Here is an 18,112-nt window from a genome sequence, read left to right as displayed (position 1 = left end):
CCGGTGTTGTACAAGCATATTTGAAATGTTAGAGGTGAGATTGAACATGTTTTTAAAGCGCATTGAGCTGGCGGGCTTCAAATCGTTTGCAGATAAAACGGAAATGGAATTTGTCCGCGGCATTACGGCAGTCGTCGGACCTAACGGAAGCGGAAAAAGTAATATTTCCGATGGCATTCGCTGGGTGCTGGGCGAACAGAGCGCCAAATCACTGCGTGGCGGCAAAATGGAGGATATTATTTTTGCTGGTAGTGATGCTCGCAAGGCTGTTAATTATGGTGAAGTATCGCTTACGCTGGATAATGAAGATCAGGCATTGCCTCTGGATTTTGGCGAAGTTACGGTAACTCGCCGTGTGCATCGAAGTGGAGATAGTGAATATTTCATTAACCGACAATCATGCAGACTTCGGGATATTACCGAGCTGTTTATGGATACAGGGATTGGTAAAGAGGCTTACTCCATTATCGGGCAGGGGCGTATTGAAGAGATTTTGAGTACCCGATCCGAGGACCGTCGAGGTATTTTTGAGGAAGCATCGGGTATTGTAAAATATAAATCACGTAAAAAAGAGGCGGTTCGCAAGCTGGATGACACGGAGCAAAATTTGCTGCGTATTCACGATTTGGTCAGCGAGCTGGAGGATCAAATCGGTCCGCTTAAGGAGCAATCGGAAAAGGCGATTCATTATAAAGAGCTGCGTAGCGAGCTGAAATCAAAAGAGATTTCGATGTACGTCCATCAAATTGAACAAATTCATACTTCGTGGAGCGATGCGACTTCCAAGCTAGCTTTGCTACAGCAGGAGCAGCTTCAGTTGTCTACGGTGGTATCCCGCCACGATGCGATGCTGGAGAGTGAGCGTAATGAATTGCGTCAGCTTGAGGAGCAAGTCGAACGCCTGCAAAGTGATTTGCTGCAGTACAGTGAGGCCACAGAAAAGAGCGAAGGCTACGGTGAATTGCTGAAAGAGCGTACTCGCAATCTGCAGGCTAACCGGGAACAGCTTATTTTATCGCTCAGCACGAGCGAGGCAAGGCATTCCGATCGCAAAAATGAACTGGATCAGCTGAATGAAAAGCTGTCTGCATTAATTGTAGAGCTTGAAGAGCTGCGTGCGAGGCTATCTGATGAAGAGGCCAAGCTGATTGGTGTCACAGGCGGCATCAGCCAGGAACAGGAGGAAAGCCTTAAAGGCAACCTGCTGGAACTGATGAACCAAATGGCACAGGCGCGCAACGAAATCCGTTATACCGACCAGCAGAAGGAAGCGCTGGAGCGGCGGGTGAACCGTGTAAGTGACGAATCCGGTAAATGGGAAGCACAAAAAGTCGAGCTGGATCAGCGCAAAAAGGGATTGGAAGCTGCAGTTCAGAAGCTGGGACAGGAAATCAGTAGTCTGCGCAGTGGATATATTCAGGGGAGTGAAAAGTACCAGGCGCTGCAAAAGCTACTGGAAGAAAGTCAAGGCACCATTCGTAAATGGGAACAAAAACGTGAGGCTCAAATTTCGCGCCGAGATACGATGAAGGAAATGCAGGATGACTTTGACGGCTTTATGCTGGGTGTCAAGGAAGTTTTGAAGGCTGCACGCAAAGAAACCTTGCATGGTGTACACGGAGCGGTGGCGGAGCTGATTCGGGTGCCTGAGCATTTGGAGCAGGCGATGGAAACGGCTTTGGGCGCTTCCGTACAGCATATCGTCATGGAAAATGAATCGGTATCCAGACAGGCGATCAGTTTTTTGAAGCAACGCCAATTGGGTAGAGCGACTTTTTTGCCTATGGATGTCATTCGGCCGCGCCAAATCGGTGCGGGGGAGCGCCAAATTGCGGAAAGTGCTGAGGGCTTTGTCGGAATCGGCGCGGATCTTGTTCAGTATGATGAACGGTATGCCGGAATTGTAGGCAGCCTCTTGGGGAATGTGGTCATAGCCCGTACGCTGGAAGATGCGAACCGGATTGCTGCCCGTTGCCAATATAGATATCGTGTTGTGACGCTGGAAGGTGATGTCGTCAATGCAGGTGGTTCCATGACTGGTGGTAGCCAGTTTAAGAAAAATGCCAATCTGCTTGGACGAAAACGTCAGCTGGATCAGTTGGATCAGGACATTTTAGATACGGAGCAGCAAATTGAGAGGCTGCGTCAAAGCGCCGTGGATACCAAACGTCAGCTGGAGGAGACACAGATCCGTTTGGAGGAGCTGCGTCAGGCCGGGGATGTGAAGCGCGGCGAAGAGCAGCAGACCGCAATGGAGCTCAAGCAGCTGGAGCATGAACTGCGTCATGTGCTAGAACAGGTGGCTGCGTCTAGTCAGGAGAAAAAGGGCTTCGACCAGGAGATAAAAGAGTTGGAAACTGCACGTGAAGAAGCGTTGGCCAAGTTGGCTGCGCTGGAAGAGGAAGAGAAGAAAACCCATCAAGCCATCCACGCCGCCGAATTTGCTCGTAAAGCCAACGAATCTGCCAAAGAGCAGCTGCAGGGGGAACTTACCAATCTCAAGGTTAGAGAAGGTAAGCTGGATCAGGAGCGTTTTTCATTGGAAGAGCAGCTGCGCAGATTGCGTGGAGATTATGATACGCTTGGCAAGGATTCGAGACAGAATAAAACCTTGCTTGCTTCCATCGAGGCTGATCTGCTGACCAATGAGCAGGAGAGCGTAAAGCAAATTGAAAATCTCAATCAATACCGTTTGAAAAAGGAAGAAGCCTCCCAGCAGCTGGAGTTCAAACGGGCTGCACGCAGCAGCTTGTCCAAAAAGCTGGAATTGGCTGAGAACGAGACAAAAGAGCAGCGAATCCAGCTTAAATCGGTTGAAGAGCAGCTTCGTCAAACGGAAATTGGAGTGAATCGGCTTGATGTAGAGCTGGAAAACGTGCTCAAAAAATTAAGCGATGATTATGAACTCAGCTATGAGCTGGCCAAGCAGCGCTATCCGGTACCGGAAGATATTGAAGGCACGCAGGCTGAAGTGCAAAGGCTCAAACGCAGTATTTCCGGGCTGGGCGAGGTCAATCTGGGTGCGATTGAGGAATATCAGCGTGTGCATGAGCGTTATACGTTTCTCGATGAGCAAAAGTCTGATTTGGTGGAGGCCAAAACCACGCTCTATCAGGTTATTCGTGAAATGGATGATGAAATGTCCAAACGTTTCAAATTTACGTTCGATGCCATTCGGCGCGAATTTGGCACGGTTTTCTCCAAGCTGTTCGGAGGCGGACGTGCCGATCTGGTGCTGCTTGACCCGGAACGTCTACTGGAGACGGGAATTGACATTGTAGCTCAGCCACCGGGCAAAAAACTGCAAAACTTGCAGCTGCTGTCGGGCGGTGAGCGAGCGTTAACGGCGATGGCGCTGCTGTTTGCCATTTTACATGTTAAACCTGTTCCATTCTGTGTGCTGGATGAAGTAGAGGCTGCATTGGATGAAGCCAACGTAGTGCGTTTCGCACAGTATTTACGGGAATTCTCGGAGCAGACACAGTTCATTGTAGTTACTCACCGTAAGGGCACAATGGAAGAATCCGACGTGCTGTACGGGGTTACGATGGAGGAAGGCGGGGTTTCCAAGCTCGTATCTGTCAAGCTGGACGATGATGAAGCTGAAATTGCCTGATATAAATGAACATACTTTCAGATCAACGGAGGGAATCTATGAGCTTCTTTAGAAAATTAAAGGAAAGCATTGCAAGCAAAACGGAATCCGTCACAAAACAGTTTAAGGACGGCCTTGAAAAAACAAGAAAAGGCTTTGTTGAAAAAGTGACGGATTTGATGATTCGCCGCAAAAAGATTGATGAGGAGTTTTATGAGGAACTGGAAGAAATTCTGATCGGAGCGGACGTAGGTGTCAACACAGTGATGACCCTCATAGAGGACCTGCGGGTAGAAGTGAAAAAACGTAAAATCGAGGATGCATCTGAGCTTCAGCCTGTATTGTCGGAAAAGCTATCCGAGCTGCTGCGGGGCAATGACAACAGTCAGCTCCAAATGAGCTCTAATGGAATTACAGTCATTCTATTCGTCGGGGTCAACGGTGTCGGCAAAACAACAACGATCGGCAAGCTGGCTCACCGTTTTAAACAAGAGGGTAAAAAAGTGCTGCTGGCTGCTGGAGATACATTCCGTGCCGGTGCGATTGAACAACTGGAGGTATGGGGTCAACGGGCAGGTGTCGAGGTCATTAAGCAGCAATCCGGTTCCGATCCGGCTGCGGTTATGTATGATGCCGTACAGGCTGCCAAGCAGCGTCAGGTAGATGTTTTGCTGTGTGATACTGCAGGACGTCTACAGAATAAAAGCAATCTGATGGAGGAGCTGAACAAAATTTTCCGTGTTATCCAGCGCGAAATTCCGGACGCTCCTCACGAAGTACTGCTGGTACTAGATGCCACGACTGGACAAAATGCACTGAACCAGGCCAAGCTGTTTGGAGAGAAAAGTGGCGTAACCGGGCTGGTGCTGACAAAGTTGGATGGTACAGCGAAGGGTGGAATTGTTGTGGCAATCCGTCAAGAGCTGAATTTGCCTGTTAAACTGGTGGGCTTAGGTGAAAAAGTGGATGACCTTCAACCGTTTGATTCTGAGCAATTCGTCCATGCATTGTTTGCAGGCTTGATTCAGGAAGAGGCTAGTGAAGCAAGTGCTGCTGGCGAGGAAGAGCAGCATTGATTTAGGTTGTGCGGGATGGACTGAAAGTATGGAGGACGTCTTGTAATCGTCTAGCTTATCAGGTCCGGGGCTTGGACTTGGCCTGTTGCTGCTCGAGATGGTGGAGATATATATCGTAGAGATATATAATGAGAGCAATGGGTCTGTCGATGCCGGACATATATTTTGGTATATAAAATATTTTACAGAAAGCCGGGTGAAGAACCGATGGTGAACACCTATACTTATTCCCGACGGGAGGAAGTAGCCAACGCCATTACACATGGAATTGGAGTCGTTTTAAGTGTGGCGGCGCTTGTGCTGCTCATTGTTTTTGCCAGCTTAAAAGGGACTGCTTGGCATGTCGTCAGCTTTACGATTTATGGGATAACCATGCTGCTGTTGTACACCAATTCCACGTTGCTTCATAGCCTCCGTGAGGGGAAATTGAAGGATTTGTTCGAAATATTCGATCATTCTTGCATTTACCTGTTCATTGCAGGCAGCTACACCCCGTTTATGCTTGTTGCACTGCGAGGGACCTTGGGCTGGACGCTGTTTGGAGTGGTATGGGGGATCGCTTTGGTCGGTGTGCTGTTCAAGGCGTTCTTCACCAAACGCTTTCTGTTCATGTCCACCGTGTTTTACATTGTGATGGGCTGGCTCATCATCATTGCCTGGAACCCTTTGGTGGCGGTAGTTCCCGCCGGAGGAATGACGTTATTGTTCGTAGGTGGTCTTCTGTACACATTGGGCACGATTTTCTATGTATGGCGGGCATTTCCGTATCATCATGCAATCTGGCATCTGTTTGTTTTGGCAGGCAGCATACTTCATTTTCTGGCAATTCTGCTGTATCTTACTCCAGTCAGGGTTTAAGGAACAGGGAGAAAAAAGTCGATCCGTAATTCCATTCAAGGGTTGTGGAGCGGCTTTTTTTTGTATGACAAGGGATAACGCTTGACATCTTCTTTTCTTTTATGTATGATAAGGAACGTTGAAAAGAACTGTAAAGTGTTTTTCCTTGACGATGGAGGCAATGGAGGTATTGGTGATGAGTCAGGAGAATCGGCTGGAAAAGACAAACCGAATTAACCGACTGTTTGACTTCTATGAACCTCTGCTTACGGAGAAGCAACAGATGTTTCTGAAATATTACTTCCATGATGATTTTTCTCTGGGAGAAATTGCTTCGGAATTTGAAATTAGCCGTCAGGCAGTGTATGAACATATTAAACGTGCTGAACAGGTACTGGAAATGTATGAGGAAAAGCTTGGATTGCTGAGCAAGCATGAACGCAGAAGCCAAGATCTGAAAGAACTAAATGCAGCGTTGCAGGAGGCATTCGGTAAGATGGGCGAGCCCCATGAAGGCACTCTGCAGCGTGTTCATCAAATTGTAAATCGCCTGCAGGAATTGTAGGTCATATAAATGAGTAATAAACAACCCTGGTAGACAAGGAGGTGCGAAAGTATGGCATTTGAAGGATTATCGACTCGCTTGCAAAATGTATTCAGTAAACTGCGCGGCAAAGGGAAAGTGTCTGAGGATGATGTAGCTCAGGCGATGCGTGAAGTACGATTGGCTTTGCTTGAGGCGGACGTTAACTTCAAGGTTGTAAAGGACTTTATTGCCAAGGTGAAAGAGAAGTCCGTTGGTAAGGAAGTCATGGACAGCTTTACGCCGGGTATGGTCATTATCGACATCGTGAACAAGGAACTGACCGAGTTGATGGGTGGCAGCCAGGCCAAGCTTGCCAAAGCTAACAAGCCGCCTACAGTCATTATGATGGTGGGTCTCCAGGGTGCAGGTAAGACGACGACGTCTGGCAAACTGGCGAAGCTGCTGCAAAAGCAAAATCATCGTCCGTTGCTTGTAGCTGGTGATATCTACAGACCGGCGGCGATCAAGCAGCTCCAGATTCTCGGCGAACAGATCAATGCACCTGTATTTACCCTTGGAGATCAGACAAGCCCGGTAGATATTGCAAAGCAGGGGTTGCAGCATGCCAAGGATAACGGTAATGATTACGTTATTATAGATACTGCTGGTCGTCTTCATGTTGATGAAGAGCTCATGGAAGAGCTGCGCCAGATTCATGCTAACGTCAAGCCAGACGAAGTTCTGTTGGTGGTAGATAGCATGACTGGGCAGGACGCAGTTAACGTTGCAGAGCACTTTAACAGTAGCCTGGAGCTAACGGGGGTTGTACTGACAAAGTTGGATGGCGACACTCGTGGTGGCGCGGCCTTGTCAGTTAAGGCTGTGACAGGATGCCCGATCAAGTTTGCTACATTGGGTGAAAAGCTGGATGCGATGGAGCCGTTTCATCCGGAACGGATGGCTTCACGGATTTTGGGTATGGGCGATATGCTGTCCCTGATTGAAAAAGCGCAGTCCAATATCGACGCTGACAAGGCGAAGGAAATGGAACGGAAAATGCGCAATGCTGAGTTTACTTTCGAAGACTTTCTGGAGCAGATGGATCAGGTTAAAAAGCTTGGCCCGATTGATCAGATTCTTGATATGATTCCCGGCATGGGCAACATGAAGCAAATGAAAGATATCAAAGTGGATGATAAGCAGATGGGCCGTATTGAGGCTATCGTGCATTCAATGACCACACAGGAAAAACAAAACCCGGATATGATTAATCATAGTCGGCGCAAACGGATTGCCGTAGGTAGTGGAACGTCATTGGCTGAGGTAAATCGTCTGATTAAACAATTTGACGAAATGCGCCGTATGATGAAGCAGTTCTCAGATATGATGGGGCCTAAAGGCGGCAAAAACAAGGCTCTGAAGCAGTTAAAAGGTATGGGTAAGGGCTTGAAGTTTCCTTTCCGATAAGGCTCTGAGGCCATTGGAATGATGGATAACATATACAGTCTACTTTTTGAAGGAGGTGAATTTTCATGGCAGTTCGTATTCGTCTGAAACGTATGGGTGCACATAAAGCTCCTTTCTATCGCGTCGTGGTATCTGATTCCCGTTCCCCGCGTGACGGTCGTTTTATCGAAGAAATCGGTTATTACAACCCTATTACAGTACCAGCGGTTGTAAAAATTGATGAAGATAAAGCGCTGAAATGGTTGCAAGATGGTGCACAAGCATCCGACACTGTTCGCAACTTGCTTAGCAAAGCGGGCGTGATGAAAAAGTTTCATGAGCTTAAAACACAGAAATAAGGTGCTGATACGGAGGGTCAACCATGGAAGAATTAGTGATAATCATTGCTAAGGCTTTAGTCGATCATCCGGATGATGTAACCGTGAAGACCTTGGAGAAGGATCGGCTTGTTGTATATGAGCTTAGTGTGCATCCTGAGGATGTAGGTAAAGTCATTGGCAAGCAGGGGCGTATCGCCAAGGCGCTTCGCACTGTGGTTGCATCAGCAGCCGTTAAGATGGATAAACGGGTTACCGTAGACATCATATCTTAAAGATATACGAAAGTGGGTTAGGATGTATGTCCTAACCCTTTTTCGTACATGATGAAGATGATATGGAGCGGACCGATTATATGCAGGAGGAACACGATGCAGCAATTGTTTAATGTCGGGAAAATTGTGAATACCCATGGAATTCGCGGCGAGCTTAAAATATTAACGACAACTGACTTTCCAGAGGATCGTTTTGCCAAAGGCAGCGAGCTATTGATTGTTCCGGCGGATGGTAAAACACCGGTTCCCGTAACTGTGGAGACAGCGCGTTTTCAAAAAAATATGGTTATCGTCAAATTTAAGGAATATCATAATATCAATGATGTTGAAAAATACAAAGGTACTTTGTTGAAGGTATCTGCTGAACGTCTAGGCGAGCTAGAAGAAAATGAATTCTATTTTCATGAAGTTATCGGCCTGGAAGTCATTACAGATGACGGAGAAAAGCTTGGTGTGGTCAAAGAAATTTTGACTCCAGGAGCCAATGATGTATGGGTAGTCAAAATGCCTAATGGCAAGGAACTGCTATTGCCATATATAGAGAGTGTTATTTTGAATGTAAACGTGCGTGAACAGCGGGCTACGGTACGGTTGATGGAAGGGCTGCTATAATGCGGGTGGATGTGCTGACTCTGTTTCCTGAAATGTTTGATGGCGTATTTAATGCAAGTATTCTGGGAAAAGCAAGGGATAAGGGAATAGTTTCACTACAAGCGGTTAATTTTCGCCAGTATGCCGGTAACAAGCATGGACAGGTAGATGATACGCCCTATGGCGGTGGTGGCGGTATGGTATTAAAGCCCGATCCTATTTTTGCCGCGGTGGAAGCGTTGTTGGATGAATCAGAGCGTCCCATATTAGAGGTTGCCGACGGAGTCGTCCATCATGAGAAGATCGAAGGAAACGCTGATTTGAAAGCTCCGCGTGTCATTTTGATGTGTCCACAAGGTGAGACCTTTACGCAAAAGAAAGCGGAGGAGCTGGCCCAAGAGGACCATCTTATTTTTATATGCGGACATTATGAGGGCTATGATGAGCGGATTCGCGAGCATTTGGTGACGGATGAGCTTTCTATCGGTGATTATGTACTGACTGGTGGAGAGCTGCCAGCAATGGCTGTTATTGATAGTGTGACACGGCTGCTGCCGGGAGTGCTGGGCAATGAAACAAGTGCAATTACAGACTCATTTAGCACGGGGCTGTTAGAGTACCCGCATTATACGCGTCCTGCTGAGTTTAGGGGCTGGAAAGTACCTGATGTGCTGTTGTCGGGGCATCACGTTAATATTGATGCATGGAGAAGACAGGAGGCATTGCGCCGTACGGTGGAACGCCGACCTGACCTGTTGGAGAAGGCTGAGCTGACAGGCAAGGAGCGCGTGTGGATTGGGGAGCAGCGCAAATCTGACTGTTCGGGGGACAAGTGATAAAGCGCTTTAGACATGAGTGGATTTGAAAGCAGGTAGTGACCTGTTCTATAATGAAGTCAATTAAATAATGTTTGGTCAAATCCCTTTTTGTTGTTGCAATGCGGTAACCTCCATGATACAATACATCTGTTGTGTGTAATACGGTGGTCCTCTGTGGATGATGAAGGAAACGGTTGTGTTTCCAGAAGAAACATGAACACCTGTACGGAAGGAGGGAGTCATAGATGAATATCGTCCAAGCGATCACTGAAGAACAACTGCGTAAAGATTTGCCTAACTTTCGTCCTGGTGACACTTTGAAAGTGCACGTGAAAGTTATCGAGGGAACTCGTGAGCGTATCCAGTTGTTTGAAGGTGTTGTAATTAAACGCCGTGGTGGTGGAATCAGTGAGACTTTTACAGTTCGTAAAATTTCTTACGGTGTAGGTGTGGAAAGAACTTTCCCGCTTCATTCCCCAAAAATCGATAAAATCGACGTGGCTCGCCGTGGTAAAGTGCGTCGTGCGAAGCTTTATTATCTTCGTGAACTGCGCGGTAAAGCAGCGAGAATTAAAGAAATTCGTCGTTAATACAACGAATAACGAAAGGGGCTTGGTTACAAGCTCCTTTCGTTTTTTCTACGTACATAGGGAACTGTGGATTATTGACCGTAAAGAGAGGACAGTGAGCTATGGAGCAAGAAGTAGGACAAGGAGCTGTGCAGCAGCCAACCGATCAGGATGATAAGTCCAAGCGTAAACCAAAAAAAGAGATTTTTGAGTGGCTAAAGGCCATCATTATTGCGTTAGTGCTTGTCTTTTTAATCCGTTGGCTTCTCTTTAAGCCGTTTATTGTGGATGGACCGTCGATGCAGCCTAACTTTCATACGGGAGAACGTGTCATTGTAAATGAGATTTTATATGATTTTCGTGACCCTAAACCGGGTGAAGTGATTGTGTTCCATGTCCCGGAAGAAGGAAGAGACTTCATCAAGCGCGTCATTGCCGTTGCGGGTGATACGGTCAAGGTAGAAGGTGACACGATCACAGTGAATGGTAAGCCGATTCAGGAACCTTATCTCAAGGCTCCCGTGGCAGAAGCACATCAAAATGGCGAGCTTTACAACAAGTTTACCAATTTTCCAAATGAGAAGTTTAAGGATGGAAAAGTTCCAGAAGGGCATATTTTTGTTATGGGCGATAACCGTTCCAATAGCACAGACAGTCGGATGATTGGATATGTTGATTTGAAGGAAGTCGTGGGCCGAGCTGACGTCATTTTCTGGCCAGCGAAGGATATGCAGTGGATTAACCACTAAAATAACTAATATGCAGCATAGCTGCCGTAATTCTAGCCAGGAGCCTAAAAGGTAAAGGCAGGAGTTGCGATCAATGAGGTGATGACGGTGACGATTCAATGGTTTCCTGGTCATATGACCAGAGCGCGCCGCCAAATTGAAGCAAAATTAAAGCTGATTGATTTGGTAATTGAGCTGATTGACGCTCGATTGCCGCTTTCCAGCCGAAATCCAATGATTGATGATATTCTGCAAGGAAAGCCGCGAATGATTATTTTGAATAAGGCAGATTTGGCGGACCCGGTCGTATCGCAGCAGTGGATTGCCTACTTTAAGGAGCAGGGGCATATCGCCTTTCAGGTGGATGCCACGACAGGGACAGGAATGAAGGAAATTCCGGTCCAGGCCAAGCTGTTGCTTAAGGAAAAAATAGATCGGCAGATCTCCAAGGGAATGAATCCGCGTCCTATACGTGCCTTGATTGTCGGTATTCCGAATGTTGGCAAATCGACACTGATCAACCGAATGGCAGGACGTAATATTGCAGCTACGGGTGATCGTCCGGGGGTAACGAAGGCACAGCAGTGGATCAAGACCGGAGAAATTGAGTTGCTGGATACACCGGGCATTTTGTGGCCTAAATTTGAGGATCAGAACGTCGGCTATCGTCTGGCAGTGACTGGTGCGATCAAGGAAGAAATTCTCAATGTTGAGGATATCGCCTTTTTCGCGACAAAATATTTTGTCCAATATTATTGGGATGCCATGGCAGAGCGTTTTGAGCTTACCGAACGTCCTGAGGATACAGAAAATCCTGATGATGTTGTCAGCGTTATGGAGGCTATCGGACGTAAACGTGGCTGTATTGTTAGTGGCGGACGTGTAGATCTCGAAAAGGCGTCAAAAATTATTTTGCGCGAGTTGCGTGCAGGGAAGCTGGGACGTTTCAGTTTGGAAGCTCCTTACTGATTGGGGTCAGGTGCCCAAGACAGAACATAGCAAATTGCGGCAAGGAAGAACCTTCCCCATCTCTCCGGAGAGGTGGAAGGTTTTTTGGTATGTGGCATGAATGAAGTGTAAAACTACATATAGATGGGCAGGTATTGAGTATGGAAGATAAAGAGGTAGTGGTGAAGGATATGCTGCATTATGAAAAAAAGTGCTGGGAGCAATCCTGTGAGCGAATCGCTGGTATTGACGAGGTAGGCCGAGGCTGTTTGTTCGGGGATGTCGTGGCTGCAGCCGTTATTTTACCAGTAGGTGAGCTGCTGGAGGGCGTGGATGATTCCAAAAAACTGACGGACAAGAAGAGAGAAGCATACTACGAGTTGATTATGGAGAAGGCCATTGCTGTAGGAGTAGGCTATGTAAATGCGCGGACGATTGATGAGATCAATATTAAACAGGCAGCTCGTTTGGCGATGAAGCAGGCTATTGAGGCTTTGTCTGTATCTCCTGATTATTTACTTGTGGATGCTGAGAAGGTGGATGTCCCCATTCCTCAGCTGTCCATCATTAAGGGAGATGCGAACAGCCAATCTATTGCGGCGGCTTCTATTATCGCGAAGGTTACCCGTGATCGGCTGTGCAAGGGCGAATGGGATGCAAAGTATCCTGAATACGGAATCGGTATACATAAAGGCTATGCTACCAAGCTGCATAGGGAACAAATTTTGGCGCTAGGGCCTACGGAGATGCATAGACGCAGTTTTTTGGGCAATTTGCTGACAGAGCAGCCGACGCTGTTTGATCTGTAAAGCCTTATTACGAAACGGGACTATGCCGATATAATGTATACCTAATAAAATAGACCCTTTTGATAGAGGGATGAAGGAGAGGAGGGGCGATATGAACATCGGATCTGTATTTCGTGGATTACTTGGTGATGTGAAGGCGGGAGAGGTCAAAAAGCTCGATATGCAGCCAGGTCAAGTCGTAAGGGGCGTCGTATTAAAGGTGTCTGAGGACGGTGGTGAGGCTGTGCTGCAAATACAAGGCTCTCAAGTCAGGGCAAAGCTGGAAACCCCTCTTCAGCCTGGACAGACTACAACATTTCAGGTACAACCGGCTTCGCCCAGTGGAATGACGGTGCTTAAGCCTTTGAACGATGCAGCTAATGCACCACAGCAAACCGTAGCTCTCGCAGATGTATTGGAATCAGTGGGACTGCCGGATACGGCTCAAAACAGAGCACTTATCCAGGCCATGCAAAAAAATGGTGTGCCATTGACATCGGAAAATGCCTCTTCTTTGCAAAATGCCTTGGCAAAGCAAGCTGGAAATGTAGAATTAGGAACGTTTGTACAGGCGGCGGCCGTTGCTTTTCAGAGGGGACTTCCATTGACGGCTGAAAGCATTAACGGCTTGCGGCAAGCGATGTTTGGTCCTCCTTTAAATGATTTGCTGTCATCGCTGGAGCAGGAGCTTGAAACGGTGTTAAAGCAGCTAGGACAGGGAGCAACATCTACAGACCAGCCTGCGAGAGAAGCAACAGCAGTAAAGGGAGCTGACCGAGCATCAGTTAGTTCGGCAGGTTCCTCCATTATTGGGGGTGCTGATGCACCGGAAGGCCAAACGCCTGTATTGTCCAAGGATGCCTCTGCTGCTGCTAAGCAGGCAGAAGCTGGACAAGCAGCAGGAGGCAAGGAGATGCTGAAAGGGACTCAAGCAGCCAACCTTGTTGCTGCTGCGGGGAATGAAGCGAATGCTTTGGCTACTGAACCGGATACTCCGACCAGGGCTGCAGTTGGGGCGCCAGGGACTGCTCCAGAAGATGCAGAGGCAGCTAAGGGGCGTGGAGCGACAGTCGCTTCGGACGCTGGCGTACATGCGTCTGAATCGGGCGATAACACATTAAGCGGCTCCCGTGCCAAAGCAGAGCAGTCGCAGCAAGCTGCCACAGCAAGCACGCAGCTTAAGGATGCTGATGGCGCTTCAGCGGCGGCAACGACAGAGCCTGCTGGCGCGAAGCCAGCGGCAACCGCTGCTACAGCTGAACGCGCAGCTGCACAGCCGGCTGGCGGCCCTGTGCCGCAATCCGCGGCAGGCAACGCCGCTGCGCCGGAGGCACCGCTCCAGCGGCTGCGCACGCTGCTGCAAGAGCTGCGCGCTGCCGTTCCGCCCGCGCTGGGCACGGCTGCGCCGGAGCAGCCCGCAGCGGAAGCGTCGCAGCTGGCCGCGAGCGCTCCGCGGGCTACAGACACCGCTGCTTCGCAGCCAGCGGCGTCTGTAGCGGCCAGCACGCAGCCCACCCCCACGGAGGATGCGTGGGTGGGCCGCGTGCTAAAGCTGCTCGGTGCAGAGCACGAGCAGCAGGTGCACCGCGCGGCTGCGCAGCCCGCGCAAGGGGCGGCGGCACGTTTGGAGCCGCCGGAGGGAGCACCGCAGCCGCTGCCGGGGCTAGCAGCTGCGGCGGGCGGCACGGTGTCAGCAGATGCAGACACCGTAAAAGGGGCGCTGCTCCAGCTGATGAGCAGCGATGATCTGCCGCCCGCTTTGAAAGAGGCGGCTCAGCAGGTCGTACAGCACCTGACGGGTCAGCAGCTGCTGCTAAATACCGATCGGACGGCCCCTTTTGCACAAGTACACATGTTTATTCCGTTTGTCGGACCGGACGGTCGTGAAACAGCTACCATTCAGATTCAGTCTCGTCGTGGCAAACGAGGGGAGCTGGATTCATCCAACTGTCGTCTTTGGTTTGATTTGGACATGAAGGGGCTTGGGCCGACGTTGGTGGACGTACAGGTCGTGGACCGAATTGTGAGTCTCAAGCTCCATAATGATCAGGAGTGGGCCGCTTCGTTGTTGACCAGCGGACGTGAATCCATTCATGCGGCGCTGGAGTCATTAGGATACCAGCTTCTATCGCTTCGTACCGAGCCTATGCCGATCAGGACTGAAGCGGACAGCCCCGTCTCTTCTGAGGTGCAAAGCTATGTACCTCAGCCGTATAAAGGAGTCGATCTTAAAATATGAAAGAGCCGTTGGAAGCTCCCTCTCCTTCCAGAAAGAAGGCGGTCGCCCTCAAATATACGCCTGGCGAGAACGAAGCGCCGATTGTCGTTGCCAAGGGGAGCGGCCGCGTTGCGGAAAGTATTTTAGAAAAAGCCAAAGAGCATGGTGTCCCCGTACAGGAGGATGCTGCGCTGGTTGAGGTATTGTCCAAGCTGGATTTGGACGAGCAAATTCCTGCAGAGCTCTATCATTTGGTAGCAGAGGTGCTTACCTATATATATCAAATGGACAGGCTTGCTCCGATGGATGACAGGTGATGGGAAATGAAATGAGGACCGGAGGGAAGGATCGACGGAAAGCTAAAGGGACGATGGGCGAACAGGCAGCGGCTTTATTTTTGGAGGATCTGGGTTATCAAATCATAGCGCGTAATTGGCGCTGCCGCAGCGGCGAACTGGATTTGATTGCCAAGCTGGAAGACACATTCGTGTTTATTGAAGTACGTAGTCGAAGCAGCTCCAGGTTTGGAACGCCAGCAGAATCGGTCACCGCGCGTAAAATAACCCAGGTTCGCCAAACAGCCTCCGTATATTTGCATATGAACGGGATTGGAGATGCTCCAATCCGTTTTGATATGCTCGCTGTACGATTAACCGACGAAGCGGCTGTTGTTACAGACCATTTCATTGATGCGTTTTAAAATGCGTTTTAAAAAGAGCGAGAAGCTTTTTGAAGGGAAGCAAGCAAACTGAATTTCTATATGTACAGGTTGACAGGAAGGAAAGCTAAAGGTATATTTTATTGATAATGGTTATCATTTTCATTATATAATGGATATCTGGAAGCTGTACCTATGAAGGAGGATATACGTGACAAAGCAAACCTTTAGTGAACATGTCATAGATGTAATTCAGGAACGCCGCACAATTAAAAAATTCAAAGCTGATGCCATTCCGGTAGACACCATCAAAGAACTGCTGGACGTCGCGGTATGGGCCCCTAATCATAAAATGCGTGAACCGTGGCGTTTTTTGTTGTTTGCTGGTGAAGGACGGAAAAAGCTTGCAGAAGCCATCGCAGCCGATGTGGGCAAGGATAACAAGTTTGAGAGCGGTATTTTGCACAACCCCATTCAGCTTTTAGTTGTACTGGAAGAAGATCCGCGTCAGGCGGTTTGGGATGAAGATTTTGCAGCAGTCAGCGCTCTTGTGCAAAACTTTATGCTTGCTGCATGGAGTAAGGGAATCGGAACGTTTTGGGTCACAAAACCATTTTTGTATTCGCCTAAATTCCGTGAACCCTTGGGAATTCAACCGGGTGAAAAGGTAATTGGGATGATATATGCAGGTTATCCTGAGATCATTCCTGAACCAAGGGCACGTACATCGGCAGCTGATAAGCTGACCCTGTTTGACAAATAATCTGTGGTCAGATAATCTTAATTAAGGCTTATGAAAATTTGGAAGCACCTTTTTTCATATATGCAATGATCCCCGTTGGGAGACATTTCAGTATGAGGAGAGGTGCTTTTTTGTTATGTATGGAAAATTACACGGAGCTTGTCTGTATGGAATAGATGGTGTCCTGATTGAGGTGGAGACGGATTTGTCCAATGGCCTGCCTCAGACTGCCATTATCGGATTGCCCGATTCGGCGATTCGGGAGGCCGTGGAGCGCGTGCGGGCAGCAATCAAGAACTGTGGTTTCAAATATCCGTCCCAGCGTGTAACGATTAATTTAGCCCCTGCTGATTTGCGTAAGGAGGGCTCATCTTTCGACCTTGCTATCGCTCTGGGGTTGCTGACAACCAGTGGACAAGTTATTTTACCAGATGGGGAACGGACGTTATTTATTGGCGAGCTGGCGTTGGATGGTAGCATTCGTCCAGTGAACGGAGTGCTGTCCATGGTGGATCTGGCCAAGCGAGAAGGGTTCCATTCGGTGCTGCTTCCTGAGGAAAATGCGAGAGAGGCACGTCTGATCACGGATATACGTATTTACGCTATTCGTCATCTGACAGATCTCATTCCGGTTAATGATCATACACAATACACTGGTGGGGAGCAGCCGACCGATCTAAGTTCTAATCCTGTACTTCTTCCAGCTTACGATCAGTCCATGAACGAAGTTGCAAAACAGATGATAGATTCTGTTTCAGACACAGCTATAAATCACACTGCAAAGCCCAGTCAAGAAAAGCATACAGCTAGACAACAGGTCATAATCCATTCCTATGACCATTTAACTCAGGCAGAGCATGTCCCGCTGCGTGAGGAAAAAGAGATCATCAGCAGCATGGAGGATTATAGCGATGTGCTTGGCCAGCTACACGCCAAACGTGCGTTGGTTATCGCTGCGTCTGGAATGCATAATATCATGCTTATGGGACCACCAGGTGCCGGAAAAACGATGCTTATCCGCAGGCTGCCTTCCATTCTGCCGCCCTTGACTGAAAAGGAAGCGCTAGAAGTGACCAAAATATATAGTGCTGCCGGGAAGTGGAAGGAGTCATCCCCCCATCTGATGAACATTCGACCATTTCGTTCTCCTCATCATACGATTTCTGCTGCCGGGTTGGTGGGAGGGGGAGGTATACCCAAGCCGGGAGAAATCAGCCTTGCCCACCGGGGAATTTTATTTTTGGATGAGCTGCCTGAGTTTAGCCGCCATGTGCTTGAGGTGCTGCGTCAGCCGTTGGAGGACCGCAATGTTACAATCAGCCGTTCACGTGCTGTTTTTAAATATCCGGCGCACTTTTTACTTGCTGCCTCCTTAAATCCATGTCACTGCGGCTTTTTCGGCAGCGATATGGAACATCAGCGTTGTACCTGTTCACCTGCGGCGGTAGCCCGCTACCGTTCGCGTATTTCCGGTCCGCTGCTGGATCGGATTGATCTCCAGCTTGAAGTATCGCAGCCAAAGGATTGGCGGGAGGAAAAAGAATCCCTGTCGTCGGCTGAAATGCGAAGGCAGGTGCTGGCTGCACAAGCGATACAAATCCATAGATACGGCAAGCTTCCCTTTTCATGGAATAGTGAATTGTCCGGGCAGATGCTGCGTAAATATGCGGTATTGGAACAAAGCGCGGCTAAGTTGCTCAATCAGACGATGGATGCACTTGGTTTAAGCATGCGCGCATATGATCGAATTCTCAAACTGTCCCGCACGATTGCGGACTTAAATGAGTCAGAAAAAATCAAGGCTTCGCATGTTGCTGAAGCTATTCAATATCGCAATATGGACAGGGCTAATGCCAGTCTTCTCGAGGGCTAATATGAAATAAAAGCGGTTACTACGATTATTTTTTTATATAAACATTTTACAGGTTAGATTGGGGGAAAATAAGGGCAAAAAAAAGC

General features: G+C 48.5%; 18 protein-coding genes. All 18 read left to right on the top strand.

Going from position 1 to position 18,112, the window contains the following annotated elements; genetic code table 11:
* Positions 1-46: 46 nt before the first annotated feature.
* The 18 genes from smc to KQI_RS0108775 all read left to right on the top strand — a co-directional run bounded on the left by smc (position 47) and on the right by KQI_RS0108775 (position 18,026).
* Complete coding sequence (smc, locus tag KQI_RS0108860; protein ID WP_010346410.1) at positions 47-3,616, top strand: chromosome segregation protein SMC; 3,570 nt, start codon at positions 47-49, stop codon at positions 3,614-3,616.
* Between the two features lie 38 nt (positions 3,617-3,654).
* Positions 3,655-4,671, top strand: a complete 1,017-nt coding sequence (gene ftsY / locus KQI_RS0108855; RefSeq protein WP_010346409.1) for a signal recognition particle-docking protein FtsY — start codon at positions 3,655-3,657, stop codon at positions 4,669-4,671.
* Between the two features lie 207 nt (positions 4,672-4,878).
* On the top strand, positions 4,879-5,529 hold the full coding sequence (gene trhA, locus KQI_RS0108850; RefSeq protein ID WP_010346408.1) for a PAQR family membrane homeostasis protein TrhA: 651 nt from the start codon (positions 4,879-4,881) through the stop codon (positions 5,527-5,529).
* Positions 5,530-5,704: 175 nt separating this feature from the next.
* Entirely contained in the window at positions 5,705-6,073 is a 369-nt protein-coding gene (locus KQI_RS0108845) for a putative DNA-binding protein (protein ID WP_010346407.1), read from the top strand.
* A gap of 51 nt (positions 6,074-6,124) precedes the next feature.
* Positions 6,125-7,501 (top strand): signal recognition particle protein, encoded by a 1,377-nt coding sequence (gene ffh / locus KQI_RS0108840; RefSeq protein ID WP_010346406.1) that lies wholly within the window; start codon positions 6,125-6,127, stop codon positions 7,499-7,501.
* Positions 7,502-7,566: 65 nt separating this feature from the next.
* Complete coding sequence (gene rpsP / locus KQI_RS0108835; protein ID WP_007429994.1) at positions 7,567-7,839, top strand: 30S ribosomal protein S16; 273 nt, start codon at positions 7,567-7,569, stop codon at positions 7,837-7,839.
* A gap of 23 nt (positions 7,840-7,862) precedes the next feature.
* On the top strand, positions 7,863-8,093 hold the full coding sequence (locus KQI_RS0108830) for a KH domain-containing protein (protein WP_007429995.1): 231 nt from the start codon (positions 7,863-7,865) through the stop codon (positions 8,091-8,093).
* A 96-nt stretch (positions 8,094-8,189) separates the two neighbouring features.
* Positions 8,190-8,705 (top strand): ribosome maturation factor RimM, encoded by a 516-nt coding sequence (gene rimM / locus KQI_RS0108825; RefSeq protein WP_010346405.1) that lies wholly within the window; start codon positions 8,190-8,192, stop codon positions 8,703-8,705.
* Complete coding sequence (gene trmD, locus KQI_RS0108820) at positions 8,705-9,520, top strand: tRNA (guanosine(37)-N1)-methyltransferase TrmD (protein ID WP_010346404.1); 816 nt, start codon at positions 8,705-8,707, stop codon at positions 9,518-9,520. Before rimM ends, trmD begins: the two co-directional genes overlap by 1 nt.
* A 227-nt stretch (positions 9,521-9,747) precedes the next feature.
* Complete coding sequence (rplS, locus tag KQI_RS0108815) at positions 9,748-10,092, top strand: 50S ribosomal protein L19 (protein WP_010346403.1); 345 nt, start codon at positions 9,748-9,750, stop codon at positions 10,090-10,092.
* A 101-nt stretch (positions 10,093-10,193) separates the two neighbouring features.
* On the top strand, positions 10,194-10,820 hold the full coding sequence (gene lepB / locus KQI_RS0108810) for a signal peptidase I (protein WP_010346402.1): 627 nt from the start codon (positions 10,194-10,196) through the stop codon (positions 10,818-10,820).
* Positions 10,821-10,907: 87 nt separating this feature from the next.
* Positions 10,908-11,768 carry a ribosome biogenesis GTPase YlqF gene (gene ylqF / locus KQI_RS0108805; RefSeq protein ID WP_010346401.1) on the top strand — a complete coding sequence of 287 codons (861 nt, stop codon included), beginning with the start codon at positions 10,908-10,910 and terminating at the stop codon, positions 11,766-11,768.
* Between the two features lie 140 nt (positions 11,769-11,908).
* Positions 11,909-12,556 carry a ribonuclease HII gene (locus KQI_RS26720; protein ID WP_010346400.1) on the top strand — a complete coding sequence of 216 codons (648 nt, stop codon included), beginning with the start codon at positions 11,909-11,911 and terminating at the stop codon, positions 12,554-12,556.
* 91 nt (positions 12,557-12,647) lie between these two features.
* The gene (locus KQI_RS0108795) at positions 12,648-14,774 is read left to right on the top strand and encodes a hypothetical protein (protein ID WP_010346399.1); all 2,127 of its coding nucleotides are present in this window, start codon (positions 12,648-12,650) and stop codon (positions 14,772-14,774) included.
* Positions 14,771-15,070 (top strand): EscU/YscU/HrcU family type III secretion system export apparatus switch protein, encoded by a 300-nt coding sequence (locus tag KQI_RS0108790; RefSeq protein ID WP_007430005.1) that lies wholly within the window; start codon positions 14,771-14,773, stop codon positions 15,068-15,070. The genes KQI_RS0108795 and KQI_RS0108790 overlap by 4 nt, the downstream gene beginning before the upstream one ends.
* The gene (locus KQI_RS0108785; RefSeq protein ID WP_010346398.1) at positions 15,070-15,453 is read left to right on the top strand and encodes a YraN family protein; all 384 of its coding nucleotides are present in this window, start codon (positions 15,070-15,072) and stop codon (positions 15,451-15,453) included. Before KQI_RS0108790 ends, KQI_RS0108785 begins: the two co-directional genes overlap by 1 nt.
* Before the next feature lie 169 nt (positions 15,454-15,622).
* Positions 15,623-16,174: a nitroreductase family protein gene (locus tag KQI_RS0108780; RefSeq protein WP_010346397.1), complete on the top strand. Its 552-nt coding sequence runs from the start codon at positions 15,623-15,625 to the stop codon at positions 16,172-16,174.
* A 115-nt stretch (positions 16,175-16,289) separates the two neighbouring features.
* Positions 16,290-18,026, top strand: coding sequence for a YifB family Mg chelatase-like AAA ATPase (locus KQI_RS0108775; RefSeq protein ID WP_010346396.1), 1,737 nt, complete (start codon positions 16,290-16,292; stop codon positions 18,024-18,026).
* The last annotated feature ends 86 nt before the right edge of the window (positions 18,027-18,112 follow it).

The organism is Paenibacillus peoriae KCTC 3763 (genome assembly GCF_000236805.1).
Lineage (GTDB): Bacteria > Bacillota > Bacilli > Paenibacillales > Paenibacillaceae > Paenibacillus > Paenibacillus peoriae.
This window is presented reverse-complemented; position numbering and strand designations above follow the sequence as displayed.